The sequence below is a fragment of the Fibrobacter sp. UWP2 genome, from assembly GCF_900141705.1.
GTDB lineage: Bacteria > Fibrobacterota > Fibrobacteria > Fibrobacterales > Fibrobacteraceae > Fibrobacter.
Window position 1 is genome coordinate 23082 of sequence record NZ_FQYM01000021.1, and the last position, 26987, is coordinate 50068.

Annotated in this window: 18 protein-coding genes and 1 tRNA gene; 7 read left to right on the forward strand and 12 right to left on the reverse strand. The window is 53.7% G+C overall.

All coding sequences use genetic code 11. The annotated features are described in order from the left end of the window. Positions 1-175: 175 nt before the first annotated feature. From BUB55_RS10140 to hemW, 3 genes are all read right to left on the reverse strand, one after another. On the reverse strand, positions 176-4345 hold the full coding sequence (locus BUB55_RS10140) for a hypothetical protein (RefSeq protein WP_143153007.1): 4170 nt from the start codon (positions 4343-4345) through the stop codon (positions 176-178). A 21-nt stretch (positions 4346-4366) separates the two neighbouring features. Further along, complete coding sequence (locus BUB55_RS10145) at positions 4367-7135, reverse strand: hypothetical protein (RefSeq protein ID WP_143153008.1); 2769 nt, start codon at positions 7133-7135, stop codon at positions 4367-4369. A 159-nt stretch (positions 7136-7294) separates the two neighbouring features. Beyond that, the gene (gene hemW / locus BUB55_RS10150) at positions 7295-8431 is read right to left on the reverse strand and encodes a radical SAM family heme chaperone HemW (protein ID WP_073190742.1); all 1137 of its coding nucleotides are present in this window, start codon (positions 8429-8431) and stop codon (positions 7295-7297) included. Between the two features lie 63 nt (positions 8432-8494). On the opposite strand from hemW, the gene BUB55_RS10155 reads away from it, so the two are divergent. From BUB55_RS10155 to BUB55_RS10165, 3 genes are all read left to right on the forward strand, one after another. Next, on the forward strand, positions 8495-8674 hold the full coding sequence (locus tag BUB55_RS10155; protein WP_073190745.1) for a hypothetical protein: 180 nt from the start codon (positions 8495-8497) through the stop codon (positions 8672-8674). Between the two features lie 9 nt (positions 8675-8683). Then, positions 8684-9766 (forward strand): adenylate/guanylate cyclase domain-containing protein, encoded by a 1083-nt coding sequence (locus tag BUB55_RS10160; protein WP_073190748.1) that lies wholly within the window; start codon positions 8684-8686, stop codon positions 9764-9766. Positions 9767-9786: 20 nt separating this feature from the next. Further along, a tRNA-Gly gene (locus BUB55_RS10165) sits at positions 9787-9859 on the forward strand. A 360-nt stretch (positions 9860-10219) separates the two neighbouring features. Here BUB55_RS10165 and BUB55_RS10170 read toward each other — a convergent pair. From BUB55_RS10170 to BUB55_RS10220, 9 genes are all read right to left on the reverse strand, one after another. Then, positions 10220-12253, reverse strand: coding sequence for an FISUMP domain-containing protein (locus BUB55_RS10170; RefSeq protein WP_083596973.1), 2034 nt, complete (start codon positions 12251-12253; stop codon positions 10220-10222). A 49-nt stretch (positions 12254-12302) separates the two neighbouring features. After that, complete coding sequence (gene nrdG / locus BUB55_RS10185; RefSeq protein WP_073190760.1) at positions 12303-12866, reverse strand: anaerobic ribonucleoside-triphosphate reductase activating protein; 564 nt, start codon at positions 12864-12866, stop codon at positions 12303-12305. Between the two features lie 100 nt (positions 12867-12966). Continuing rightward, complete coding sequence (gene nrdD, locus BUB55_RS14015) at positions 12967-13113, reverse strand: anaerobic ribonucleoside-triphosphate reductase (RefSeq protein WP_073190763.1); 147 nt, start codon at positions 13111-13113, stop codon at positions 12967-12969. Positions 13114-13143: 30 nt separating this feature from the next. Then, entirely contained in the window at positions 13144-15474 is a 2331-nt protein-coding gene (locus BUB55_RS10195; RefSeq protein ID WP_073190767.1) for an anaerobic ribonucleoside triphosphate reductase, read from the reverse strand. A 378-nt stretch (positions 15475-15852) separates the two neighbouring features. Further along, the gene (locus tag BUB55_RS10200; protein WP_073190769.1) at positions 15853-16575 is read right to left on the reverse strand and encodes an SIMPL domain-containing protein; all 723 of its coding nucleotides are present in this window, start codon (positions 16573-16575) and stop codon (positions 15853-15855) included. 25 nt (positions 16576-16600) lie between these two features. Further along, a complete protein-coding gene (locus BUB55_RS10205; RefSeq protein ID WP_073190772.1) occupies positions 16601-18079 on the reverse strand; it encodes a sodium:solute symporter in 1479 nt (492 codons plus the stop codon). A 91-nt stretch (positions 18080-18170) separates the two neighbouring features. After that, entirely contained in the window at positions 18171-20000 is a 1830-nt protein-coding gene (locus BUB55_RS10210) for a sensor domain-containing diguanylate cyclase (RefSeq protein ID WP_073190775.1), read from the reverse strand. 10 nt (positions 20001-20010) lie between these two features. Further along, the gene (locus tag BUB55_RS10215) at positions 20011-21102 is read right to left on the reverse strand and encodes an LptF/LptG family permease (RefSeq protein ID WP_073190777.1); all 1092 of its coding nucleotides are present in this window, start codon (positions 21100-21102) and stop codon (positions 20011-20013) included. Further along, positions 21099-22481: an LptF/LptG family permease gene (locus tag BUB55_RS10220; protein WP_234971897.1), complete on the reverse strand. Its 1383-nt coding sequence runs from the start codon at positions 22479-22481 to the stop codon at positions 21099-21101. The genes BUB55_RS10215 and BUB55_RS10220 overlap by 4 nt, the downstream gene beginning before the upstream one ends. Before the next feature lie 83 nt (positions 22482-22564). Between BUB55_RS10220 and BUB55_RS10225 the strand changes: the two genes are divergently transcribed. The 4 genes from BUB55_RS10225 to BUB55_RS10240 are packed head-to-tail and all read left to right on the forward strand — an operon-like array spanning position 22565 to position 26967. Beyond that, complete coding sequence (locus BUB55_RS10225; protein WP_083596974.1) at positions 22565-23419, forward strand: outer membrane protein assembly factor BamD; 855 nt, start codon at positions 22565-22567, stop codon at positions 23417-23419. Positions 23420-23460: 41 nt separating this feature from the next. After that, entirely contained in the window at positions 23461-24330 is an 870-nt protein-coding gene (locus BUB55_RS10230) for a hypothetical protein (RefSeq protein ID WP_143153009.1), read from the forward strand. Beyond that, a complete protein-coding gene (locus BUB55_RS10235) occupies positions 24330-25952 on the forward strand; it encodes a PHP domain-containing protein (protein WP_073190791.1) in 1623 nt (540 codons plus the stop codon). Before BUB55_RS10230 ends, BUB55_RS10235 begins: the two co-directional genes overlap by 1 nt. Positions 25953-25956: 4 nt before the next feature. Continuing rightward, positions 25957-26967 (forward strand): rhomboid family intramembrane serine protease, encoded by a 1011-nt coding sequence (locus tag BUB55_RS10240; RefSeq protein ID WP_073190793.1) that lies wholly within the window; start codon positions 25957-25959, stop codon positions 26965-26967. Positions 26968-26987: the final 20 nt, after the last annotated feature.

Here is a 26987-nt window from a genome sequence, read left to right on the forward strand (position 1 = left end):
GCAAACCGAAGGCTTGCGCATGACCGAGGCGAAGCACTTATGGATGCGAAGCATCAATAAGTAATAGCCGCCCCGTGACGCATGGGGCTCCGCCCCTACGATTGCGAAGCATTAGAAAAAGTCCCGGCTTGGCCGGGACTTCTCTTATATTCTTTCGGGAATCAACGGAGGGCGATTACTTCTTGTGCTTCTTGCGGCGGACGCCCCACTTGTCCTTAATTTCTTCCTCGATCTTCTTCTTTTCGTAGCGGACCACCATCTTGAACTGGACGTTATACACGCCCGAGCCCACAAAGCGGCCGGTATGGTCCTTGAAGTTCCAGTTCACAAACACCTTCTGGTCGGTGCTCAAGCAGTTGCCACCGAACTTCGGGCTGTTACACGGCACCATGATGGTCGTGTCGTTCACATACTGTCCCAAGTGATCGTAGTAATTAACCACGAAGGTGATGTAGACCTTAGACGGATCCAGGGAATCGAGCACGGACGGGTCTACTGTACCATCGGCCGAAATCTGGGCACGGTCCAAAAGCTGCGGCACAAAGCGTTCGCCCAACTGCACCAACTGACCCAGGGCACCTTCCTTTTCAAGGTCCTCCTTGGTCGTGGAACTCGGCACGTAGCGCAGGTTCACAGAGCTTATCGTCTGCAGCTTCTCGCCGTCTTCGCTCACCACACGGTCATCATGAACATCGAACGAACCCATCTTAGTGGCCTCGACCAGGTGGTTCAGCAAGCCCGCGATGACCACAGCCTGCGGGTTCTCGCCTGCCACGTTGCCGTAGTTGTCGCGAATATTGTCCTTAAGACCGCGCACCACCATCAAGGAGTCGCCAGGCAAAATCGTCGAGACGCTACCGTCAATTATCAGTTTTGCCGACTTGCCGTCCTGGGCCCAGTCAATCCTGCTCGGCAAAAGATCAATGGTGTCCTTGCCATGGATGTACGAGAAAAAGTCCCTTCCTTCCAGGTTCTTGTACACAATCGGTTCAGAGAACACGACCGTCAAGGTGTCCGCCTTTTTGCCGTAATCCAAGGTAGCAGCGGCAATCACAGGCGACATCTTGTCGACCAGCGGCACATTCTCCTCGTTCACAAAAGTCTGGCCCAGCACCGGGTAGTAGGTAAAGACCGTCGCCTGCGGCAGGTCTTCGCTAATGCTGGTCACGCCCGAAACAATCTGCGACGTGGCAAACACATTCCAAGAAACACTCGTCGAATCTTCAGAAAGCGCCAGGTCTCCAGGCTGTGCCTGCATCTGGATCAGCATACCGCGGTCACTGTACCACGGGAAGGTCATGTAGAGCATCCCCGCCTGTTCCGGAGTGAGCTTTCCATTAAAGTTGGTCACAATCTTGTCGAGCTTGCCATCGCCGTCGGTATCCCAGTATTCCACATTCTTGGACGAGGGCAGACGATCCGTCACCTTGATGGGCACTTCACGGTCGTACTCGTCCGAGGTCAGGTACGGCGTGCTATTAAAGGTCACATTGGGGAACAACGAGACGCTGTCCTTCATTTCACCCTTGAGTCCCAGGGAGTCACCCACCAAAATCACAACGTTCTTGGTCGGCAGGTACACATTGGAGATTTGTCCCACAAAGCCAAAGCGCTTGGAATTCTGTTTGATCATCACAAGCATCTCGGGCTCCGAGAGGTCCGCCGGAATAATGTCGATGTTGAATTCAACGAACAAGGAATCCTTACCCTTGCTATTTCGAATGGCCTCGGCCGCCTTGATTATCTGGCTACCAACCTCAGAGATCGAAGCATTACGCGTGTAAAGAACGTCGTCGGAGTTGGCGTAGGTGATAATCGCATAGGCATCCTTCGGGAAATCTTCCGGCAAATTCAAGTCCGACACATCCAGCGAAATCGTATTCACGCGCTTGGTCTCGTAAGAGTTCGCCTGGACCGTGGCGAAATTGACTGTCGGCACTGCGGCCGCAGTCATGGTGTCCCCGTTAACCACAAGAGCCACGGAGCGTACACTCAAGCCATGTTCCAAAGTATCCTTGAGCACGATTTCCACGTAATCCAGTTTTTCGTCGCCATCGGAATCCTTGATGAATCCCTTGTCGGCATCCGGAATCGGATCGTAGAAGTTAATGTTGTCGATAATGACCACCTTGCCGTCGTGCGCCACAATAATGGAACCACCTCGGATGGCCTCCTCGGCGGTCACCCAAATAGTCACGTCACCATTGTTCTTGACGTTCATGGTGTCTGTCGGCTGCGGGTTGTTCGGATCAATCAAAACGAGATCGTAACTCGTGGCGAACGTGAGCGAATCCGCTGTGGTGCCAAAGATTTCAGCAATCTTGGCAGAGTCCAGCGTAATGGCAACCAACTGTCCCACCTGCGCCGAGTCGATATTGGAATTATAGCGCAAGTCAAGCTGGATTCCCGTGGGGTTATTTTCCACCAAGTAGGTGTTCTCGCCAATGGTCACCGTACCCGGCGTTCCCTTGGCCGTATCCACAGGGATCAGCACTGTCGTGGTAGACACTATATCGTCACCATCGTCGAACTTGTCTTGAGACGGGTAGAAGTCAAGACCGCCGCTACTACTCAAATCAAAGTCCGTAAAGCCGGCATAGCGATTCGACGAACTGGAGCCGCCCACGATATCGATACCCGAACCCTGGTTCTTGCTCGAAGACGACGTGGAACCGCCACCACTCGAAGAAGACCCGTTAGAGCCGCTGGAGCCGTTATTGGCGCTCGACGTTCCCGTACCGCTACTAGAGTTGCCAGTACTGCCGCTGGAGCCCACTGTACTCGAAGAAGTCGTGCTTCCGGAGCTCGTCACCGAGCCGCTCGAATTCACCGTCCCGGAGGAACTGCTGCCAGTCGTAGAAGAAGTGCCCCCCGAAGAGCTGCTCGTTTTGGAACTGGAAGAATACACAATCAAGGAACTGCTGGAGCTCTTGATGCTGCTGGAAGACTTGACACTAGAACTGGACTTGACGCTGCTGCTGGATTTTACACTGCTACTAGAAGAGTATTCCACCAGCGAGGAACTTACCCCACTACTGCTGGAGAGTTCACCGTCCTCGCCCGTTTCGGCTCCCGTCCTAATGACGCCCGCACCCGAAAGCGGAGCCAAGTCATCGAGATAGTTGTCGATCCACTGCAAGTGCACCAAGACATTATCGTTAATATACTTGTTCACATTGGCGGCATAGTCCACAAACACCAGGTGGCCCGTGTTGCTCGCCACAAACAGGTGGCCCATGCCATCGACCGTTCCCTGGTCCAAGCGCCAGCCCACATAGCCGCCGTCGTTTGTTCTGGGGAGCGTCAAATTGTCTAGGGATTCATTGAAGAACCAATCACGCAGGTCAATGTAGGCGACCACACGCGCCTTCATTTCCCCGTTCTCGACACGCGGCTGGATTTGCACGATTCTCGCACCGCCGAACACAAAAATGGTCTTGGAGTACGGGTCATAGGTACCACCATGGGCACCTTCCAGGGAATCAATCAGTATTTTAGTTTTAAACTTCGTGATGACAGAATCGCCAATTTTGCCACCAACCGTAGACTGGTTCCCGGCAGTCACCTTGGTCCACACGGTATCGGTGATATAGCCAAAATACGCAGTCGCCCTTTGCTCCTTTTTGCGTTCTTCGGAACAGGCCGCACCAGTGTTCGCATTCGATTCACAACCGCCACCACTATAGCTGGAATACGTAAAGAAGGCGTTTCCATCAGCATCCCAAATCAAAGTCGAAAGAGAATGGTGTTTAACACGGTCATTTTCATTCGGCTCCAGGAGCACCTGGTAACTGGGGCCAAAATTCTTGTTCTCCGGATCATCCGCAGTCGAAATACGGCGCAAATGACCTGGAATACCTGCCGCCCAAAGCCATTTTTGGTTCGGGTCCATCATCAAATGCCAAATACCGTTATCGGAATGGTCAGTTTCCACCGTTTTCACCAAGCAGGCGCCCCTCCCACCCGTTTTTTTAGCGGTCTTGCTAATTTTGTGGGCAAAACGTCCTTGGGCCGCAATCAACAAGTCACCATCGGGATGGTGCACAATACCGTCGGCACCAGACATGCCGTCTTCTTTACCACAAAGCGTATCCTTTTGCAGCAACTGCAAATAACCCGCGCCATCGTAATAATACTTAAGGCTCTTAACGGCATCCTTGTCGTAGCCAGCATACTTGGTATAATACAGAGTCGCCCTGGTATCGGCATGCGGGACAATGTCGCCCACCTGCTGAACCCAAATACCGGTAGCCGGGTTATCGGGAGGCGGCATAGTCCCAGCGCCCGCTGAGCTTATTCCGCACAACACCGCAAACATCGAGATTATTTTTGCCATCTTTTTCATAGCATCATCCTCTGAAAAGTCCTACTTGTCCAAGGAACTCAGATCAAGGCCGTTCTTGCCCGCCTTGACGCCCCAGTTGTAGTACCTTTCATATTCAAATGTTTCCTTAGCTCCAAATACTTTCACTCTGAATTTCGCCAAATATACACCTATTCCCACCTTGCGACCGTTTGCGCTGCGCATATTCCAGCGGAAATAGAGTTTTTTGGGGTTCTCCAAACAGTTACCCTCGTCCACATTCTTTCCCTCGGGCTTAAAGTAGGGATCATCGCACATGATTTTACCCGAGGAACTCGCCACATAGGCGCCCAGGTTTGTGTACACGTACATTTCCCACGAAAGACCGATTTCATCCAAATTTGGAACTTTGCTCCCGGTCGAGTCCTCGCCCATGATTGTAGAGAAACCGATGTTCATCAACACGCCGAGCGACATTTTCATCTCGTCGTCAAGCGAAGAATCTGCCGGCACAAAACGTACCGTAAAGTCTTTTTTGTCGGAGAGCACATCGGCAAAGTCGAGCGTGGCAAGCGAGGTAGTCTTGGCGAGTACGCGCGGGTCGCCCTGCAGCATCACCGTAGCCGGAGTCTCGAACACGTTATTGCCGGCGACATCGTTAAAGCCCTTGTAGCTTTCGTTGAAGCGGATAAAGTCGGCGGGGTTCATACGGTCCTCGAGCTCCACGCCCACCTCGAGACGGATGGTCACGGACTTGCCATCACCACTCCACTTGGCGTTGGTAAAGTCCAGCGGTTTCCAATCCTTGCCGTTGGCGCTAAAGAGGAACGCCTGCGAAAGGTCAGAAATGTTCTTGTAATCGATGGCTTCGGAGAAGTTCACCACCAGTTCGTCCGATTCCATGCGCTGGAAGGATTCCGGGTGCAGGAAAGTTCCCGAAATCATCGGGGAAATGCGATCGTTCATGCCGAGCGTATCGACCTTGGTGCTCTTCTTGCCGTCCACATCGGTCACCTCATTCAGCACCACCGAGTAGCCGTATTCGTCTCCCGACTTGGAGTAGCTGCGGTCAATCGAAGTGAGCATCTTCTTAATGTCGTACTCGTCGGGATCTACGGAAACACCCAAAATGGTGCTGTCGGCAGAGAGCGTCACTACGCCTTTTTTGATGAGGGAGTCGAGGTTGTTGAGCGGAATTTCCACCACCTTCCCCTTGGAATCGAGCCAGTAGAGTTTCACCTTGAGATTCTCGAGGTCCTTCGCGCTAAGCGGGTTCTTAAAGGCCACCGTAGCGCTATCCATACGGCCATCACCATCCATATCAAAGTAACCGTTGTTCTCGTCGGCAGTGTAGAGCTGGCCCGCGTCTTTTACTTCCACGGGATTGTTCTTTCCGGTCTCGTTGCCGTCGGCAGCCTTGATGAGACCGTCGGGGCAGGCATTCTTGGCGCAACTGGTGGCAATCTGCAAGGAGTCGCCCGTGCTCACAAAGCCATCGTCGACCACAAAGGTCCACACGTCGCCATTCTTGACAATCGCCTCGACCGGGATGGACTTGCCGTTAATAACAAGGCCCTTGCCCTCGGTCCACGAAGAATCAATGTTCTTGTTGAAGCGGACCACCAAGGTGTCAGGAGCGTCACCGTCGCCTTCGGTCAACGAGGCATGCTTAATGACCGGACCTATGCGGTCTTGGATTTCGACGGGCTTCAAGTCGGTCGAGGCGCCAGTATTGGAGGCATGCACCGTCGCCTTCACGTAACCCTTCGCCGAATCGTTCGTAGCCACAGAGTTCACGTCCTTCAAGGTGAACTCGTTGCCGTTCTGGGAGAACTCCGTGGACTCCTTGTACTTGCCTTCGTCAGGCCAGTTGTAGAAGAACTTCTCGCCGTCAATGTATTCCAGGTTCCCACCCATGTACACCATGATACTGTCGGCGGCGCCGTCGCCATCGGTGTCGTATACAAAAGCGCTATCGAGAGTCGGCGTGTCATGATCGTCAAAACGGAGACCACCCGGAAAATCCTCCGAGACGATAAAGACCGGGTTGTTCTTCTCGTCGTAGCCATCGGGGTAGGCGTCCAAAGAGAAGGCGGAACCGTCGGTCAGTGCCTTGTCGGAGGTAATCTTGAACGACGCCTTGCCACCCTTGAAATCCAGCTGGTAGCCCAAGTCGCGGTGCTTGAGCGGGTCGCCCACCATGTCGAGGAACTTGAGGTTCTCCGCATCGGAACCTTCGTCAATGTTGATGTAGAAGGTCTTGTCGAGGTCGCTTTCCAAGTAGCCCGCTGAGTCGGTATCGACGGGCTTTATCGCGCGCACGTAAATGGTGAGGGTATCGCCCACTTCCATCTTGGTGGCAGAGATGTTCTTGTCTTCTATTTTCTTTTTGCAATCGGCGTCCAGGCAGTATTCCAGAGTCGGGGCGTAAAAGTTGTACACGCGATTGATGCTGACGTCTTCCATGTCCTCACGGGTGGACACGCCAAGCATCACGTTGTAGATGGGATAAAGGCCATTCACGGACACGGCGATTAGGCCCTGATCATTGGCAACCAGCTTTTGACGGTTCTCGATATCGGTACCCTCGACATAGAGCTTGTAGGTCACGGAATCGTTATCGGCCAGCGGAGCGTAAACGTACATTTCGGCGTTCGGGATGGCCTTGCTTATGTCCAGCGGGTCCTCGCCATCGGGAACCACAAAAAGGTACATGCCGGCGCCCTTCTCGATGCGGACATAGGCACAACGGGAATCCGTCGAGGAAGAATAGTTTCGACAATCAATTTTCTCTTGCGCAAAAACACCGGTCGTAAACAAGAGTAACGACAACCACAACAAGCAAACACGATTTGCATTCACGTAAAACATAAAACACCTCAAAAACCCATCAGCAAAATGCTAGGACAATACATTATTAAATGTATCTTTTTTTTATCCAAAAATGAAGGACGAGAATCACACTGGCTCAATTCTAAACTTCAAGTCGGTTTATTCCAAGTTGGAATAGAGGTCGGCGACCACGGAATCCATAAAAAGCCACCCCTCGCCTGTTAAGCAGATCACGTCATTTTGACATGTGAGATAACCCCGGTCAACCCACTTGTCCACAGCTGGCTGTGGAAGGCGCCGACCCAAGCCACGCAAGGCTTCGAGGTTCGCACCATATTTTGTACGCAACGAGAGCTGCAGGTACTCGGCAACCCGCTCTTCGGGCCCGATCGGGTCCAGGGTAAGCCCGCTTTTGGGGCATCCCGAGAGCACGTATTTCCGCCACGACGCATACATCTCGGGAGCATAAAAACGGGTCCCCTCAAAGAAGCCGTGCGCCCCCGGACCAAAGGCCAAATACTCGCCCCGTCGCCAGTAATTCAGGTTGTGGAGGCTCTCCTCACCAGAGCGGGCGAAATTTGAGGTCTCATAGCGCTCAAAGCCCTTTTGGGCAAGCATCCCGACCCCACGCAGGTACATGGGGCCATACAAATCCTCGTCCACGGATTCCTCCCCACGGGCAATCCGCCTGCCCAGACGGGACCTGGGGTCCACCTTGAGCCCGTAAAAGCTGATGTGCCCCAGCGGGTAATCCGAAATGCGGTCCAAATCGCCCAAAAATCCGTCCAGGGACTGCCCTGGCAAATTGAACATGAGGTCGGCACTGACCCGCAAACCAGGCCTCCGGAGGAGCAATTCCAGGGCATATTGCCCCGCCCCCTTCACATGGCTGCGCCCTATACGGGAGAGCAGGTCCTCGTGGAAGGTCTGGAGGCCGATACTCACGCGGTCAATGCCGTTTTCCACCGCCACAGCCAAGCGTTCCTCGTCGCAACTCTCGGGATTGAACTCCATGGTCGCCTCCCTGAGTTCCTTTAAGGGGATCCCCGCCCTTTTTAGCGCCGCAAAAAGCCTCGAGAGAAGCTCCGGGGAGAGCAGGGAGGGCGTTCCGCCGCCCACATAAAGGGTCTCAACACGTTCCAACGCCCCCGGGTGGCGCTCGGCAAAAGCGGAAATCTCCGCGGAAACCAACTGCAAATACTCCAAATGAAGCCGTTCCGGCGACTGGATCGTGTGAAAGTCGCAATAGTCGCAGACCTTAGAACAAAATGGAATATGTAGGTATAGACCAAGCATTTCGCCACTAAAATCAAGATTTTCTCGTTTATCGTAAAAATTAATTTATTTTATAGAACTGTTATGGATGTACAAAAAAAGAACAGGCTGAAAAACAGGCTCAAGAAGCGGCTGCCGCTCCTTGTTTTTTTGACATTGTGCACCATCATCTTTTTTTTCGCCTCCACCCTCCTTTTGGAAGACTCCTACAAAGACATCATTTTGATCGTGATGATCTGGTCTCTTCCCCTGTTCATCCACTAGCCTATGGCAATGACCCGTCTAACACAGCGCAAGTTCAAGGCCATCTGCTACTACGTTTTGAGTTGGGTGGTAAGCACGCATTGCATTGCGTTATTGATGCAGTACGCCTCCGAGCAGCCTTTCAATTGGCACCTCGTTCTTTTTGTTTTGCAGTGGTCCCTGTTCATGGGGCTTTCGCACGGACTTTACGACGTCGTGGTTCTGCAGGACGAAATGGACCACAGGCCGCCTTCCGTCGCGTTCCTCATCAGATCCGCCTTCTTTATTTGCAGCATTGCGGCGAACATAGTGCTGTGCATTTTGTTGTGGAGCGCCCCCGAGGCGCATACGCTGATCAACGAGCGGAACCTCGCCCACATTGGCGAAGTCTTTAGCGACCGTCATACGCAAATCGCCATCATATTCCTGTTCATCCTCAGCCACCTCATCACCTTCGTGCGATCGGTCCATAAAAAGTTCGGCACCCGCGTGTTTATCAACACCATACTGGGCAAGTACCAGGATCCCATTGAAGAGGAGCTGGTGTTCATGTTCATTGACTTGCGACGTTCCACCGACATTGCCGAGGAACTGGGGCACGTCACCTACAGCAACTTTATGAAAGACTACTACAAGCTGCTCTCCAACTGTTGCGAGGAGAACCGGGGCGAAATCTACCAGATCGCAGGCGACGGCGCGTTCATCACTTGGAAAATCAAGAACTGCAAAAAGAAAGCGCGCCCAATCAACCTCTTTTACGACTTTGACGAGTGCCTGCAAAAGACCAAGGCGAAGTTCTTGAGACGCTATGGCATCGCCCCGACGTTCAAGGCGGGGGCTCACTGCGGCAAGGTCATCTCGACCGAGGTCGGGAACTTTGGCAGCGAAATGGCCTACCACGGTGACGTGCTGAACACCACCAGCAGAATCCAGTCCCTTTGCGCCAAATTGGGGCAGGAATTTTTGATTTCCCAGGAACTCCAGGACATTTTGCCCAAGCCCCTCCCCCACGGGTACCTGAGCAAAAAAGAGGGATTTTTCGAATTAAGGGGTAAAAAACGGGAAATTTTGATATTTTCTTTGCAAAAACCCTTGACAAACTTAAATCCATAAGCTATAATTGTGCTCACCTCGCGGGAATAGCTCAGTTGGTAGAGCACGACCTTGCCAAGGTCGGGGTCGAGGGTCCGAGTCCCTTTTCCCGCTCTAAAAAAAGAAAACCACCCTTTTGGGTGGTTTCTTTTTTTATGTGCCGGGATAAAAAGGAACTCGGAGCCGAGAAGAGGGTGCGACTGAAATTTTTCACATGCGAACATCGTGAGCATAACTGAAAAATTTCAGCACTTGAGGCGCAAGCCTCAAGCCCGTAGGGCGAGGCTTCGGCTCGCGTAGCGAGGGCCCGAAGCCGAGTAATCCCTTTTGACGCCTTCGGCGTCCGCGGCGTCACTCGGTCATATATACAAAACTTAGAACTTTAGTTCTCTAGTTGAGTTATCCTCTATGAGGAGAAAAATGCACACATTTTTCTACGACACTCGTTTAGCACGCTTTTCCCGCTCTATGCTTTTAGTCCTTTATGCAACGGACGTTATACGCTACATTTTCCTTGCCATCACTTTGATACAAGAACATGGTGTTGCCGACGTCAATGTGCAAATAGAACCCTGCAGAACTCCAGAAATAAGCGCCCGAGCCTTCAAACATATAAGTTCGATCTCCAGACAGGAGCCCTCCAGGACGCGCATAGAACCTATATTCATTCGTTCCAAACTCACTTTTCCAGTAAAGTGACACACTGACTTTTCTTGGGGATCCGCCGACCGCCCTTAAGAAGACCTGCCAATCATAGTTGCTAGGTAAATGCCATCCGCTAGGACAAACACCCTGGACAGGCAAGGTTGGCGTACATAACTCTTTGATACCGCAGCCCTTGCCATCCGAACTCCATACACCCGCACTGTCCATCGCGGAAGCCCAGGTGTAATAGCGACCATACTTGATACAATCACCCGAATGACTAAAACAGAAATTGCTGGAATCACGGGAATCCGGGTCCGCCTTGTAAGAGAACTTCAAGTTTTCCGCCATCCAGGTCTGTTCACCAATCGTCACAGTCCCGTAGGTCTGACCATCACGCTCGTCAGTCATGGTTCCCGTCACCACCGTCGAAGGGTCAACAACCGCCTGATTGACGCTACTGCTGGACTCAATTACCATGCGACTGCTTGATTTCGGCGTAGCGCTAGAAGATGAAGGAACAACATCCTTAACACAACGGACGGAATATCCTTCGTATTTGAAGAAGGAGTAATTTTTCATGACTATGTCGGCGGAATAAAAAGATATGCCGTACGCATCATTACCGGAACCGCACTCTGTAGCAGTCCAGAAGTACGCTTGGCTAGACCTTTCCGTATACGCCACACGGGAGGCCACACCCATGGAGCTTCTGCCCGCAGGGAGCACAGAAAACTCATAGGCATCCGTCCCTTCTTTATCAATAAACCAACCTTCGGTGGACTTGAGCAATCTACCCGCTTCAGATTCATCTCCGACCAGGGCAATCAACTTGAACCATTCGCTTTGCGTCGACAGGTGCCAATCCTTAGGGCAAGCCCCCCGCACAGTAGATGTCAGGAAACACCTCGTACCATAGCCACAGCCCTTGCTATTATTAGAAAATATGGCAGCACTGTCCATCGCGGCAGCCCAGGTGTAAAGGCGGCCGTACTTGGAGCATCGGGAAGGATCATTATTATAACAGAAACTGGTGGAGTCAAGGGAATCTGAGGCCACCAAGTAAGCAAAGTTCAGGTTTTCTGCCATCCAGGTCTGTTCGCCAATCGTTACAGTTCTATAAACCTGGCCGTCGCGGTAGTCCGTCAGGGTGTTGTTTTTGACATCGTAAACGCTTCTGTCATCGCCCACGCTGAACGACGACGGAATGCTCGAAGAACTGCGTACTTCGCTACTGGAAGTTCCGCTGCTAGAAGCCGCGCTGCTGGACGATACACTGCTGGAGCTTTCCGCATCTTTGCCGCTATCCGATGACCTTGACTCGGAGCTGCTGGAGGTTACGCTGCTTGAACTTTTGCCACTAGAACTGGACTTGCCGCTGCTAGAAGATACACTGCTGGAGCTCTCCACGTCTTTGCCGCTATCCGACGACTTCGACGCAGAACTGCTGGAGCCGCCTTCTTTGCCGCTGCTGGAAGACACGCCACCCACCGGAATCCACTCCTCGTCGGAACAGGTGTAAAGAATTTCTTCCTCGGACGCAAGGGCGTATTGCCCCTCCCTGCCCTGGTTGCAGACCTTGAAATCTTCCGGCTCGTCCTCAGTCTGGGAAACCTTCTCCCACCTGAACTTGTCGCCAGATTCCACGCAAACATAGGGAGTGTCCTTGACAAACTCGAGGCTACCCGCCTTCTTGGCGGTGCAGTTGCTCAAGTCGTCGATAGACAAGACTGCGTTATCGGGCAGCTTCTCCGGGCGCGCGCTGAAGTCGCTGTCATCGTCACCGCAGGCAGCCAGGCCAACGGCCACAGCGGCCACGAGTGCAAGTGAATAAACTTGGGGTTTTCGCAAATCTGCTAGCATAGGGCACCTCGAAGTGAAACTATATTATTTCACCCCGATTTGCAACAGGCTAGCCCTGCAGGACGCATTCCGGATGTTCTTTCATCTCGTCCAGCTGAATCTGGTGAAGCACCACGTGGCCTTTCACCAGGCTCTGCTGCACGTCGATGATACGCTGGTTGCTCGAACCGCGGAACTTGAGTTCGAGCGACTTTTTCGCCATGACGAACGGGCCGTCGATAAGGATGTCGGCATAGGCGAGCAGGTCGAGGAACGACGGGATTTCTTCCCAGTGCTGCTGCAGGTATTCGAACGTGTACCCCGTAAAGATTACAAGACTCAGGCCGCGATCCTTGATTTCGCGGGCTAGCGGAACGAGCGCCGCCGCCTGGTCCATCGGGTCGCCACCGCTAAACGTGACACCGTCGAGCAGAGGGTTCTCGTCAATCATCGCAAGGATTTCGTCGATTTCGATAAAATGCCCGCCGTTGAAATCGTGCGTCTGCGGATTCTGGCAACCGGGGCAGTTGTGGTGGCATCCCTGCGTAAAGACCGTCATGCGAATGCCCGGACCGTCCACGAAAGATTCGGGCTCGATGCCCGCAATGCGAAGTCTCGGAGTTTCCTGTTCCATTCCTAAAAAAATCCCTATTTACAACAAAATAAAAAACGGCGGGACATGCCCGCCTAAGATTACCTAGCAGGTGTTTCGTACCCGGACAAATGTCCAGGCATTACACGCCGTGCTTGACACGGTCGTTCACTTCGGCACGCTTCGCGTTGTTGAAGCGGTCGACTGTTCCGACCAGGTAGCCCGTAATACGGCGGATGCGTTCGAATCCGACGCCTTCGCCAAACTTGTTCAGTTCTTTTTCTGACATTGTTGTTTACTCCTTGCTTGTTAAAACTGGTTACCGGACACCCCTGAACACGGGCATGCCGGGATAAAGCTTGCGCAGTTCCTCGATCTTCGCCTCGGAAATCGCATGTCCTTCGCTACGTCCGCAACGCGGGCACACATCGCCGATGACACCGACGAATCCGCAGACCGGGTCACGGTCGACCGGATGGTTGATGCTGCCGTAACCGATACCCACCTCGGCCATGTAGCGCACGATTTTCTCGAACGCGTCGAGGTTCTGCGTCGGGTCGCCATCGAGCTCGATGTAGCTGATGTGGCCAGCGTTGGTGAGCGCGTGGTACGGGGCTTCGAGAGCGAGCTTCTTGAAGGCCGAAATCTTGTAGTACACCGGCACGTGGAACGAGTTGGTGTAGTAATCGCGGTCGGTAACACCCGGGATGATGCCGAACTTCTTCTTGTCCATGCGAACGAAGCGGCCCGAGAGGCCTTCTGCCGGCGTGGCGAGCAAGCTGAAGTTGAGACCGAGGCGCTTGGACTCGTTGTCGCAGAATTCGCGCATGTGCTTGATAATCTTGAGACCGAGTTCCTGGGACGCTTCGGATTCGCCGTGATGCTTGCCCGTGAGGGCCACGAGCGTTTCGGCAAGGCCGATGAAGCCGATGGAAAGCGTTCCGTGCTTGATGACCTCGCCCACGGTGTCTTCCCAGCCGAGCTTCTCGGAATCGATCCAGACGCCCTGTCCCATGAGGAACGGGAAGTTCTTGACCTTGCGCTTGCTCTGGACGGCAAAGCGTTCCATGAGCTGGTCGCTCACCAGTTGCAGCATGCGGTCGAGTTCCTTGAAGAACAGGTCCACGGACTTCATCTTGATGGCGATACGGGGCAAGTTGATGGAGGTGAAGCTCAGGTTGCCGCGGCCGTACGAGATTTCGCGGGTCGGGTCGTAGTTGTTGCCGATAACGCGGGTGCGGCAGCCCATGTAAGAGATTTCTGTTTCCGGATGGCCTTCCTTGTAGTACTGCAGGTTGTACGGGGCATCCTGGAAGCTGAAGTTCGGGAACAGGCGCTTCGCGCTCACGCGGCAAGCAAGCTTGAACAAATCGTAGTTCGGGTCGCCCTCGTTCAGGTTCACGCCCTTCTTCACGCGGAAAATCTGGATCGGGAAGATGGCCGTTTCGCCACCGCCCAGGCCCTCCTCGGTGGTGAGCAACAGGTTCTTCATCACCATGCGGGCTTCCGGTTCGGTGCACATGCCGTAGTTGATGCTAGAGAACGGGGTCTGCGCACCGGCGCGGCTGTGCATGGAGTTCAGGTTGTGAACAAACGCTTCCATCGCCTGGAACGTCGTCTTGTCGGTTTCCTCGTAGGCCATCTTCTCGGCAAACTTCTGGGCCTTCATCACCGTCTCGACATCGAAAGTCTTGGAAAGTTCGCGGGCTTCGGCCTCGACAAACTTCTCGTTCGGCACGAGGGTCGCGACCATGCCCATCTCGGCCATTTCCGTATGGAGCTTCTTCACGACAGGCTGGATTTCTTCTTCGGTCTTGCCCGTCAGAAGGATGAGCGCCTTCACCATGTTCGAGAGGTAGGACTTGCGGTACGTGATGCGCACGCCGTCGGCCATGGCATAGTCAAAGTTCGGGATGGACTGGCCGCCGTGCTGGTCATTCTGGTTACTCTGAATGGCGATAGCGGCGAGGGCGGCGTAGCTACGGATGTCCTTGGGTTCGCGCAGGTGGCCGTGACCGGTGTTGAAGCCGTTCTTGAACAACTTCTTCAGGTCGATCTGGCAGCACGTCATGGTGAGCGAGTAGAAATCCAGATCGTGGATGTGGATATCGCCGTCCATGTGGGCGCGGCTGTGCTCGGGCTTGAGCATCATCATCGTGTAGAAGTGCTTGGCCGATTCAGAACCGTACTTGAGCATGGTGCCCATCGCGGTGTCGCCGTCGATGTTCGCATTTTCGCGCTTGAGGTCGGACTCCTTGGCGGAGCTGAACGTAATGTCGCGGAGCGTGTGCATGAGGCGCGTATTGACTTCGCGGATGCGGGTGCGCTCGGCGCGGTACAAGATATAGCTCTTGGCGGTGTCGGCATAACCACATTCAGTAAGTGCCTTTTCGACGGCGTCCTGGATTTCTTCGATGTCGGGTTTGTTTTTGCCCTCGGCTTCGAGGCGACCCACGGCATAGGCGGACACCTTGAGGGCGGAGCTGGTCAGGAGGTCTTCGTGGCCAAGGAGGTCCAGCTGGTCCTGGGAAGCTTTAATTTGTTCGTTCAATTCGCCGGAGGCGCGGAAAGCCTTGATGATGGCTTCAGAAATCTTCTCAATGTTGAACGGCATTTCGCGGCCGTCACGCTTTTTGACTGTAAAAATCATCTAATCCGATCCTTCTATCCGGTATTTGGCAGCCAAAAGGACATTTGAAGCCAAAAAACCCAAAATTACTATATCTTGTGCTTAAACAGGGTTGTGCACCACAAGATGTAGGCTATAAGATAATAAAAGTTTTTAGAAAAAGACGATTTTTTTGAAAAAATTATAATTTTTTTGTAATATTTCTAAAAATTTACACAAATTCTATCAACAGGTTGTCCATAAGGCCCAAATTATCATTACTCCAACTTGGAGTATATAATAGACCTAACCCCATAATGAACAAATAGTTAGAACTTATCAACAAAAAAAGTGATGTTTTTTACGAGCTTTCCCTTGACAAAAAGAAAGCGACACAAGAAAATAATTTGTTCGTAACGATCATTTGAGTTCTATGGAAAGGTGAACTTTCGCCTGGACCTCGACCGAGTCGGCAATGGAGTTCTCGTCGAGGGTTCCTGCAGCATCTGTTGCGTTCGCCATATAGAGCATGCTTTTAGAGCGCCGCGCCCCGAGACGAATGACTCCAGCTTCGTCGCCACCTATATAAAGGACCTTTCCCAGCTTGAGGCCTGCACCCGCGGCATAGTGCGACGCCTTGGCAAGGCCATTCTTGACCGCTGCTTCGATAACCACACCCTGGAGGGAATCCAAATTCTTGACCGTTGCCGAAGTCGGGTAGATTTCCACGTCGGGCTCGGTCGAAAGAAGCTGCGTGAGCATCGCAGCATCCTTGCGCGAATCCAGCTTGACGCTAAACTCCTGCCTGGCTACGTAACCCACAAGGCGGCGGTCGCCATGGTCGTACGACCATTCCTTGGTCAGGGAGACGCTGTTCTGCTCTACGCCGGATTCGTCAACGTCAATGGACTTTGTCACTTCAAAAATACGCTGGCGGCGCTCGGTCAACTTTTTGTAGACGCCGTCCTTGCTTGCATCACGGAGTTCCAGCGAAAAAGTAGAAACGAACTGATTCGCCGCATATTTTTGCGACTTGCTGCCAGAAACATCCACCTTTGGGACCTCGGGCGTATTTTTGCAACAATCGCAGCCGGTAAAAACAAGTGCCCAAAAAACGATTCCCGAAATCATTCCGAATTTCATGACGACTCCTTTTATGCTTTTCAAGTTATGCTTTGCGAGTCTTAAGGAAAGGCGTGCAGACCAGCTTCAAAGCAACGGCGACAACGATGGTCGTCGTCATGCTGATGAAGGGCATCCACGGCCAGCTAAAGATGCCGCCGAGGAGAGCCGGAACACCAAATGCAGGGATTCCCTGAATGAGCACAAGGCTCGCCATGCCACAGAGAACCGCGACGATGACCATCCACGGGCGCAAATTCTTGACAAAGAACGCGAGGATGAACATGCCGAGGAGAGGGCCGGTAAAGAGCCCGGTAAAGAAGAGCGCATTCTTGAGGAGGCTCCCCTGCTGCGTCGCCGCAAAGAGCGCAAAAAATACGCCCAAGACTCCCCACACGACCGTCCAGATTTTGGCTCGCTTGAGGCCGCCAATGCCCTCGTCCTCCTTCCAGCCCAAAAAATCGTGCTCCGAGGTGTTGCTGAGGGAATTGATGGCGCCCGAGAGACTACTCATGGCCGCAGCACAGATGGCGGCGACTATAAGGCCTGTCACACCTATCGGGAGACCGTTTACAATAAAGTAAGGGAACACGTCGTTTTGACCGATGCCCTCAGGAAGGCTCGAAACACACGTCACCTTGTAATAGACGAACAGCGCCGCGCCTACCCAGTAAAAGAGAATCGAAACCGCGCAACCGAGCACCATCGAGAGGATGCTGGAACGGTTCGCCGCCTTCACGTCTTTGCAGCTGAGGTAGCGCTGCACAAACTGCTGATCGCAACCGCGAATGGCAATCTCGAGGATTGCATAGGCAAAGCCAGCCGAAACAAGCGTGCGTGCGTCGGAAATGTCGATGGACGGATTCCACCAGCGGGTCTTGCCTGCCTCGCTTGCCATGGCAGCCATCTCGCCAAAACCGCCCACGGCGTTCGAGATGAGGATCAGCACCAAGGCTCCACCGCCAAAGAACACGCAGAACTGCATCACGTCGGTCCAGATGACCGCCTTGATGCCGCCAAACCAAGTGTAAAAAATGGCGACGGCGGCAGAGACGACTATCGCCACACGCAAGTCCACATGCAAAATTTGCGCCAGCACAAGCGACGGAGCATAGAGCAAGATGCCCGTGCGGAGCAGCAGATGCAGGCAATAGAAAAGCGCCGCCAGGCGACGCACGGCAAGGGAACCGAACCGGCGTTCAAACAACTCGTAGGCACTGTTAATGCCCGCTGAACGGAACCGGGGGATGAACACGAAACCGACAACAATAATAGAGAGCAAGGCGCCGATTTGGAACATGAGGAACGTCATGTCGTCGCCATACACATCGGCAGGAGCGCCGAGGAACGTGGTCGCACTCACCGAAGTCGCGATAAGGCTGATGCCCACGGCCACCCATGGCATGGCGCCGCCACCGAACATGTATTCCTTGAGGTTCTTGTTGCCGCGAGAAACCCAAAGGCCAATCGCAAGCGAAAAGAGAAGGTAGGCGAAGAGGACGATCCAATCGATTAAAGTAAACATAATTTGAAATGCAGGATGTGAGATGTAAAATGCGGAACGTTTAATTACTCATTTCACATTATTCATTGTTCATTATTCATTTTTTAGCAGTTTATACAACCGCTTCCACCGGGAGCTCCGTGTACTGGATGACCTGGTTACGGCCGCCTTCCTTGGCCTTGTACAAAGCCTGGTCGGCATTATTCACCGCCTTCTTCATGTCGTGGAATTCCGGAGCCACGAGGAAGGCGCCAATGCTCACCGTAACGCGGAGCGGTTCCGCCTGGTGCACATCGAACTCCAGCTTGCTCACGGCAATGCGAATGCGTTCCGCCGTCTCGAGCATGCCCTCGGGCGTCGTGTCGATAAGTCCTACAACAAATTCCTCGCCGCCATAGCGGGCGACCAAGTCGATTTCCTTGCGGATTTCGCCGCTGATGGCGCCCGCAATTCCCTTAATGACCACGTCTCCAATCGGATGACCGTAGGTATCGTTCACGCTCTTGAAGTGGTCGATGTCCATCATGAGCACGCCAATGTTGTACTGCTGACGGTTGGCACGGATCTTTTCGGTGCGAAGCGTCTCGTGGAGGGTGCGGTGGTTGATAAGCCCCGTAAGCCCGTCGCGAGAAGCGAGGTCCTTGCCCTGTTCAAACTGGCAAGCCCTGGCGTATGCAAAACCGGCGACACCGGCAAACGCCTTGAGGAGTTCCATCTCGTGCTCGGTATAACGGCCTGGAGTGCGGCTTTCCAGACAAATGGCGAGCTCGGCCTGTTCTGCATTGTTCTCGGTCGCAATCGGCATCACAAACAACTGACGGATATCCATATTGCGCTTTTCGTTGTTGTCGATACGCGGCACGTATTGCCCCATGCTCGAAGAGAACAAGCGCTCCACCGGGCGGTTCTTGAGGAGAGCGAGCACCGCAAGACCCTTGTCGGAAAGAGTGAACTTTTTACCGGAGAACTGTTCGCAGTCAATGCCGTCGACACAAACCACGCGGCCTTCCCTCTCTTTGTGCGGAGGAAGATTTTCCTGTTTGTCCAGGGCGAGAATCATCATCCTGTCGAAGGGAATGTTCTCCTTGATGTATTCAAAAATCTGGCGGTAAATATCCTTCACCGTCATGGTCTGGAAGAACTTGTGCTGATAGTTGTACAGCACGCTGAACTGCTGCTGAGCGATGTAGTTCTTTGTAGAGGCAAAGCTCTTGAACGTGAGCGTGTACAGATTGCTGGCGATAAACGTCAACGCCTGCGCCGTAGACTGGCTAAAGGCGTTGGGGTAAAGCGAGTCCACCACAATCGCGCCAATGCGGTTCTTGTCGCGGTCCAGCATAGGCACCGCCACCAAAGACTTGATCATCGGGTTGTCGATGTAGTAGAGCAGGGTCTTGCCGCCCATGAGGTCCCCCTCGAGCAGGCGGTTCACCTCGGGGCGGAACAACTGGCTAATGAGCCCGGAGTTCTCGGTGATTTTCACGTCGGTCGCCACCTGGGCATTGGGGTCGCTCTGGAAACAACGGATGCCCCATTCCTTGGCACTCGCCATGGGCGAGAACACAATCAGCGAATACGCGTTTGGAATGATGCGCTTGAGTCCCTGCAACAAGTCGCTTGTGGCGCGGGTCACGTCGGCATTGGTGCGCGCCCAGCACTGGTTCACACGCAAGGTAGAATTCGGTTCATTGAATTCAACGGCTTCGTCCTTGATGGAATTGCGAATATCGGGAGAAACCGCGGGGCTAATGCCCGTAGCGCGCATCGCCGTAGTGATGACCGGAATCGAGGCCGTTTTGCCCCCTGGCACACGGGGCAAGTTCATGTAGCCTAGTGCAGCGGCCACACCCGCCACCGGGATGAGGAACAACAGCATTCCCCCTTGGAAAGCCAGGCCGAGCAACAAACCGGCGACAATAAAAAGAATATTCGATACTAACATTTCCTGCCTTCTACAATCTAAAAGACCGGTAAAGCATGACGCCCGAGATGCCTGCAAAAGCAAAATGACTTATCCAGGCGGCAAAGAACGGAGTCAACGCCCCATTTTCGCCCATCTTCAATCCGATCCTCTCTAAGATATAATAACTAAAAACTAAAATAAGTCCAATACCGAACTTCTGGGAAAGCCCCCCAGAACGGGTATATCGGTGGCAAAGAGCCGCCCCAATCAAGAGGACAATCAGGTTCATCCAATGTGCAGATTGCTTAAAATAGTAGGCAGTCTCCATCACCCGGGTGTCTTCGCCAGAACGCTTAAGCACTTCGATACGGTGCCGCACCATCTTGGAATCCATCTCGTCGGCAACCTGACGTTCGTTGATAAGGTCGTCGGGATGCGTACTCACCCGGCCAAGCATGTTCTCCTTTACAATCGGAATGACCGTGACGGAGCCGTCCTTCTGGAAGATTCTGTGGAAGCCTCGTTCAAAAGACCAGTACGAAACACTGTCCTCCTCGACCCAGCGCACTAGCTTGGCGTCGTATCGTTCGCGCATGTGCCCTTGCTCGCGCAAAAGCAAAACAACATCGCGTCCCATTTTGGTGCGGCCCGAGTAATACTTGAAGAACCAGCTTATCTTTTCGCTATCGATGAACGTGAAGTTCTGCTTCTCTTTGATGCGCGGGTTCTTGCGCTTTTGGGCGTTGGTCTGCATGAGTTCCAAACGCTTGTGGTTGGCGTCAGGGAGCCACAATTCACTCATCAGGTAGGAGGCGCAAGAAATAACGACTCCAAAAAAGAAAATGGGCATGAGCGTTTTAAGCGGGCTCTGGCCCGAACTTTGCATGGCGGACATTTCCAAATGGCGAGCCATGTTGCCCACGGAGGCAAGCACCGCGATGAACATCGCCACGGGCGTAATCAAGTAGAGCATGTAAGGCAAGTAGCAGAAGTAGTACTCGCCCACGTCCTTCATATCGCGAGCAAGCCACGTTTTGATGTTGCCCACGAAGTCAATCACAGCGAACATTAAAATGGCGCCGATGGTCACGATGAGGAACATTTTTAAAAAGTTCCAAATGAGGTAGCGGGAGAATCTCATCCGAACCTCCCGGTAAGCCTTTTAAAGAACCCGCCAATGGCGCGCATCGCCCTAAAGAACTTGGAATCCCCGCTAAAGCGGTCACGGACCATTGCGATGGTGATAAACACGCCAAAGACGCCAATGATGATGTTGGATGCCCACATGGCAAGCTCGGGAGAGATGATCAAGCGGTCAGCCAGGTTCTCGCCGCCAATAAGGCAAATCCAGTAAATGACAAAGAATGCGAGACTATAGATGATGCCCGTGCCAATACCGCCCTTGCGCGCCATAATCCCAAGGGGGGCGCCAATCAACACAAATACAAAGCAAGCAAAGGAGGTACTGAACTTTTTGTGGATCTCGACCAAGTACTGTGCCGCCCGTTTTTCTTCGAATTCCAGCCGGCCATAAACGCGTTCGGTATTGCGAAGCGAAGTCATCTCCTGGGTGCGAACTTTTTGCAAAGACCGACGAAGCTGGATGGAGTCAGGAACCTGGAGCTTGCCCGTGGAGTCCGGAACGACGGTATCGCCCACAAGACCCGACCGCACATTGAGCAACGTGGGAAGGCGCTCCCCCATGGCCTCGTTCCAAATAGTGTCGTACCGGGCGCGGGCCTCTTTCACCACGTCCATCATCATCTCGACCGGCATTTCACGGTCGCTGCGGTAATTGCGGCTGCGGCGCTCCAAGCGGTCGTCCACATTCTTCATGGCGAGGTCCTGCGAGAAGAACCGGATGCGGAAGTAGTTGGAGGGGTCGTCGGGATCCACAATGTGGGTCTCGCCGCTGCGGAGCCGGAACATCAGAGTGGCGCCGTTATCGACGTAATCCATGGTGGCACTGTCGGCGTATACAATTCGCGGGGCGCCCTTGCGCTCCATCTCGTAGACCTGGATACCATAGAGCGTCCCCGAGACCGGGTCAATCCGGTTGACCCACAACTGAACATCGGGGAACTGCGTTATGAGCCTGCCCGCATCAATGAACACATGCGGCTTTTTGCGGGAGACTGCGTTCATGAGTTCCACCGAACGGTGGTTCGCCTCGGGCAAAACCCAGTTGTTAAAAAGCACCATCAAAACGGTGAGCAGCATGGAGACCAAGAGCACCGGACGCATCATCGAAAGCGGCGAAACGCCTGCCGCCTTGACCGCCGTAATCTCGTGGTCCCCCGACATGCGGCCAAAAGCCATGAGGCACGCCACCAAAACGGCCATGGGAATCGAGAGCGAAAGCATCCAAGCCAAGTTGAGCACAAAGATTTCGAGAACCGTGGAGGCAGGCAAACCCTTGGAAAGCACATTGTCCAGAATCTTCACCAGGAAGTCAACAATGAACAAGAACGTGATGCCAAATAGAGCCGCCAGGAACGGCGCAATAAGCTCTTTCAACACATAACGGACTAAAATCATTGTTCTTGACGACCAGTTTTTTCTAATTTGATGCGTGAAAATTAGAATTAACCAAAGAAAAAAAAATGAAATCTTTTGCAAAGTTACCCATATTGCTCAACCTTTTGATTTTGGCCGCATTGTTTAGTGGCTGTTCTTCGGATCGATCTGGCAAGGTGAGTCATACAGAGTTCTGCCGTGGCAAGTACGAAAAAGCCGAGGCGATGTTCAAGGAAGGTAAGTACGGGCGCGTACAAGACAAACTCGAAGACATCCTCTCGCTGTGTGCCGGCACAGGCTATATGGAGCAGTCGCAGTTTTTGCTAGCCGAGAGCTACTTCAACCTGGAAGAATGGATTGAGGCCCGTGGCGAATACGGCAGCTTCATTGTGAACTTCCCTGGCTCCCCGTTCGTGGAGACCGCTGAGTTCCGCAAGGCCATTTCGAGTTTCAACATGGAATTCCGCGTGAACCGTGACGAAGCCAACACGACCATCGCCATGAAGGACTTTGAGCGTTACCTCTCCAACTACCCCGATTCGCCGCTACGCGACTCCGTGAATTACTACTACAACCTGCTGGTCGAACGCCTGGCCGAAAAGGAATTCCAAACAGGGCGTCTTTATTTGCGCATGGACAAACCGCAGGCCGCCGTCATTTATTTCAAGGAGTTCCTGGACACCTACCAGAAGTCTCCGCGCCGCAAAGAGGTCTTGTTCCTCATCGCCCAAGCCTACACCGAGCTGGACCAGTTTGAGTCGGCCCGCGAATACTTGGGACAAGCCAAGCAGGAACTCGTCGAAAACGACAAGGACATCCAAAAGCTCCTCGTCAAGACCGAAAAGAAAATCGCCAAGGCCGAGGCCAAGTTCGAAAAGCGCTTGAAGAAGGATTCCGAGAAGAAGCGTCAGCAAAAAGAAGAAAAGGAAATGCTCAACTAGGATTGTGAATGGGCGGCTGGGTAAAAAAGATATGCTGTGTTTTGAGCCTTCTCTTGGCCACAAGCGCGTTCGCCGCCAGTGACGACGTGGTGCAGCACGACAATTCCCGGATTTCCATCTTTTTGCAGCCGGCCATTTCGTTTTTGAGTTTTGAAGAACGTGAATACTTCCAGGACGCCATCGACACCATTTACCAGGAGTTCCGCGCCAACGCCCTGACCGCAGAAGAATCCCTCACCGTAGCCAAGCAGGACTTCCAAAAGGTCAACTTTTGCTTCCCCATCACAGGCGGTCTCCAATTCCAGGTTTTGCAGGACCATTTTATTAGCGCGGGCCTCGGATTTATTTACGACAACGAATCCGTGGTGCTGACCGACCGCCGGAACAAGACCCACAATTACAGTTACACAATCCAGGGCGTTCCGCTTTATTTGGAATACCGCCTTGCCATACCGCTCAACCTAATGACGCTTTCTGATGGAGGGCTCTTTAGCATTGTCCTCCGCTGGTACTGGACATTGCCCGGCACCGAGATCTATTCGACCTGGGGAAAAATCGATGCCGAGAATTCCCCGCTGGGAGCGGGTTTTGGCATTAGCATCGGTTACCTGATTGCCAACTGGAAAAACGTGAACGTCTTTGGCGACATAGGCTTCAGCTCCATTAGCGTAAAATCGAAAAAGACCTTTGCCGACCTTGTGCCCGGCGGGGCCGACGACAAAAAAGCCAAGTGGAACGTGGGCGGATTGCAGTTGCAGATTCGCGTGAGCTTTGGCGTTTGGAACAAGCCGAAGCCCAAAGATGAAGACGAAGGCGACAACGACGGCGAGGTCAAGGAAAGTGACGGAGCCACGAAGACGGAAATAAGTACGCCAGCAGTCAAAAGCGCACCAGTGGCAAAGGGGCAGTGATGAGTTTGTGGCCGGGCGAAAAGTTGCGTTACGCGGAAACGCACTTCAAGTTTAAATTGCCCTGGTCCCTTTTGTACAGACCATGGCCCGAAATTATTTTTGACATGCCTTTCCAGGTGGTGCCCTCGGCAGAGCCAACCTTGTGGATTGTAATCCGTGACGCCGACCGCTTCCCTGTTGTTTTGGAATCGGCAGAAGTCGAGTTTACTCGCGAAGGCGATGCAACGGAGGCCCGCACTTTTGAATTGAACCTCAACGCAAGCAAAGCTGTTGAATTTTTCCCGGTGCCACTCGGGAAGCTCTCCCCGGGCAAATACCGCATTTTCCCGAAGGCGACCATCAAAGCCATAGGACCGAACACTGCGCGCGGCAAAGAACGCAAGCGCACATTCAACCGTTGGAATTTGCCGGGGCTGAGACCACAACCGCTCCAGGTCCAGGTCCTTGCCAAGGCGCCCCCCAAAGCGCCCGGTTTCGCAGTTGGCGAAACGCACTCTCACACGCACTATTCACGCGACCACGTGGAATTCGGCGCCTCGCCCTTCGTGTTCCAGCAGGCAGCAAAATCCATTGGCCTCGACTTTGTAAGCTGCACCGACCACGCCTACGACTTCGCCTTTACCGACGAGGACTACACCAAGGAAGCGCTGTCCCCCGCACCGCGGTTCAAGGCGCTCCGCGACGAAGTGGCCGCGCTGAACAACGACGATGGTTCCAATCGCGACGGATGCCCGCTGATGCTCGCCGGCGAAGAAGTTTCGGCAGGCAACAGCAAGGGTGAAAACGTCCACGTGACCGTGATGGCAAATGACGGCTACCTGCCCGGACTTGGCGACTGCGGGCGCTACTGGCTCGAGAACAAACCCACACGCAAAGTATTGCAAATTGCAAACGACACCGAGTCGCACTGTTTTGCCGCGCACCCCTTCCAGCAAATGGGGCTTTTGGAGAAATTTATTTTCAGACGCGGTTACTGGAACAGCGAAGACCTGGCCGGACTACGCGGCATCCAGTTTTGGAACGGCGTCTTGGACGAAGGATTTAAACTCGGTCGAGAGTTTTGGATCAAGGAACTGGGCAAGGGGAACTTTTTACTACCCATTGGCGGGAACGACGCCCACGGAGACCTGAACGACACGACCGCCGTGGACCTGCCGCTCATTTCGCTGAAGCACTCCCGCGACCACGTGTTCGGGAACGTGCGTACCGCCATCAAGCAAGTTTGGTCCAGTTCCGCCAATGCGAATCACGGTTTGACCGCAGAGTCGCTCCACAAGGCGTTTGAAGGCGACAACTGCTACATCACGAACGGACCTGCCCTGTGGTGGGAACGCATGGACGAAGCCAATATCGAGACCTACAGCAACGCCATCTTTTTCCACGCGCGGAACACCGAGGACTACGGCGGTGCGTTCCGCTACATCCGCATTTACGGACGCAAGCGCCTGCCCAGCGGGAAGTTCGCCGACAAAGAGGAACTGTGCCTCGAGAGCGTTGTCGCAGCAAGGTCCGAAACCGACATTGCCGTGAACGCCGGCGACTACGCCTACCTGCGCGCCGAATGCCTCACCGCCGACGGGCACTTCGCCCTGACTTCTGCCGCCAAGATTGAACAGGAGTAGCGCCATGAGCCCGCGTTTTATGAGCCCCATGGTGCGACGTCGGCCCCCGACGAACAGGGACAACGACCCGGTGGACAAACCGAAGAGCGAAACGAACCAGAGCCCCCAAAATAGTGCTGCGCCGCAAGGGGATGCCTTGACCGAAGAACTGCCCGAGGAATCTGTACAGGTTGCCACTGGAACTTACAGACAAATTCGTGACTACAGTTTGGTTTTGCTTTCCCAGAACATTGTCCACCGTTTGGAACGCTCGCCCGAAGGGCCCTTCGAAATTTTTGTCACGCCCGAGAATGAGGCGCGGTCCAGGCTCCAGCTTGGGCTCTACATCAAGGAGAACCCTCCCAAAGAGGAGAACCCGCCCATCCCGCTCAGCTTTAGCCTGCAGCCCATTTGGGTGTTGCTCGTGCCCATCTTATGCACGTTTGCCGACTTTGGAAACTTTATCCAGCGCATGCATTTGCAAGGCATCGCCGACGCCGAAAAGATTTTGCGAGGGGAATGGTGGCGAACGATTACCGCCATCACGCTGCACGGGGACGCACGCCACCTCGCCGGGAACCTAGTCACGGGTTACATCGTGTTGAACCTGATGTCTTACCGCATCCCGCTCGCCCGTATGGTGCCGTTCCTTGCCATCGGGAGTGCCATCGCGAATTTTTGTGTCGCGGCGACAGTGCAGGCCGACTACCGCGCCCTCGGGTTCTCGTCGTTCGTGTTCGCCGCCATCGGTGCGCTCGCGGTTATCGAGTTCCGCCTGATGCCGCACGAGACTCGCGGGCTTTTGCGCAGGTTCGCGCCTTTGTGCGGGGCGCTCTCGCTCGCCGTGTTCCTCGGCCTTGGCGAGAACGCCGACATTCTGGGGCACGCCTATGGATTTATTATGGGATGTTTGTGCGGGCTGATTCCCAAAAAGAAGACGCTCCGTTGGGGGACGCCTATGACGCCCGCCGACCTCCTATGGGTGATGTTCTACTTCGGCTTTTTCGTCTTCGGCTGGAAGAACGCCCTCACATAAGACAAACGCCTCGTTTTCAC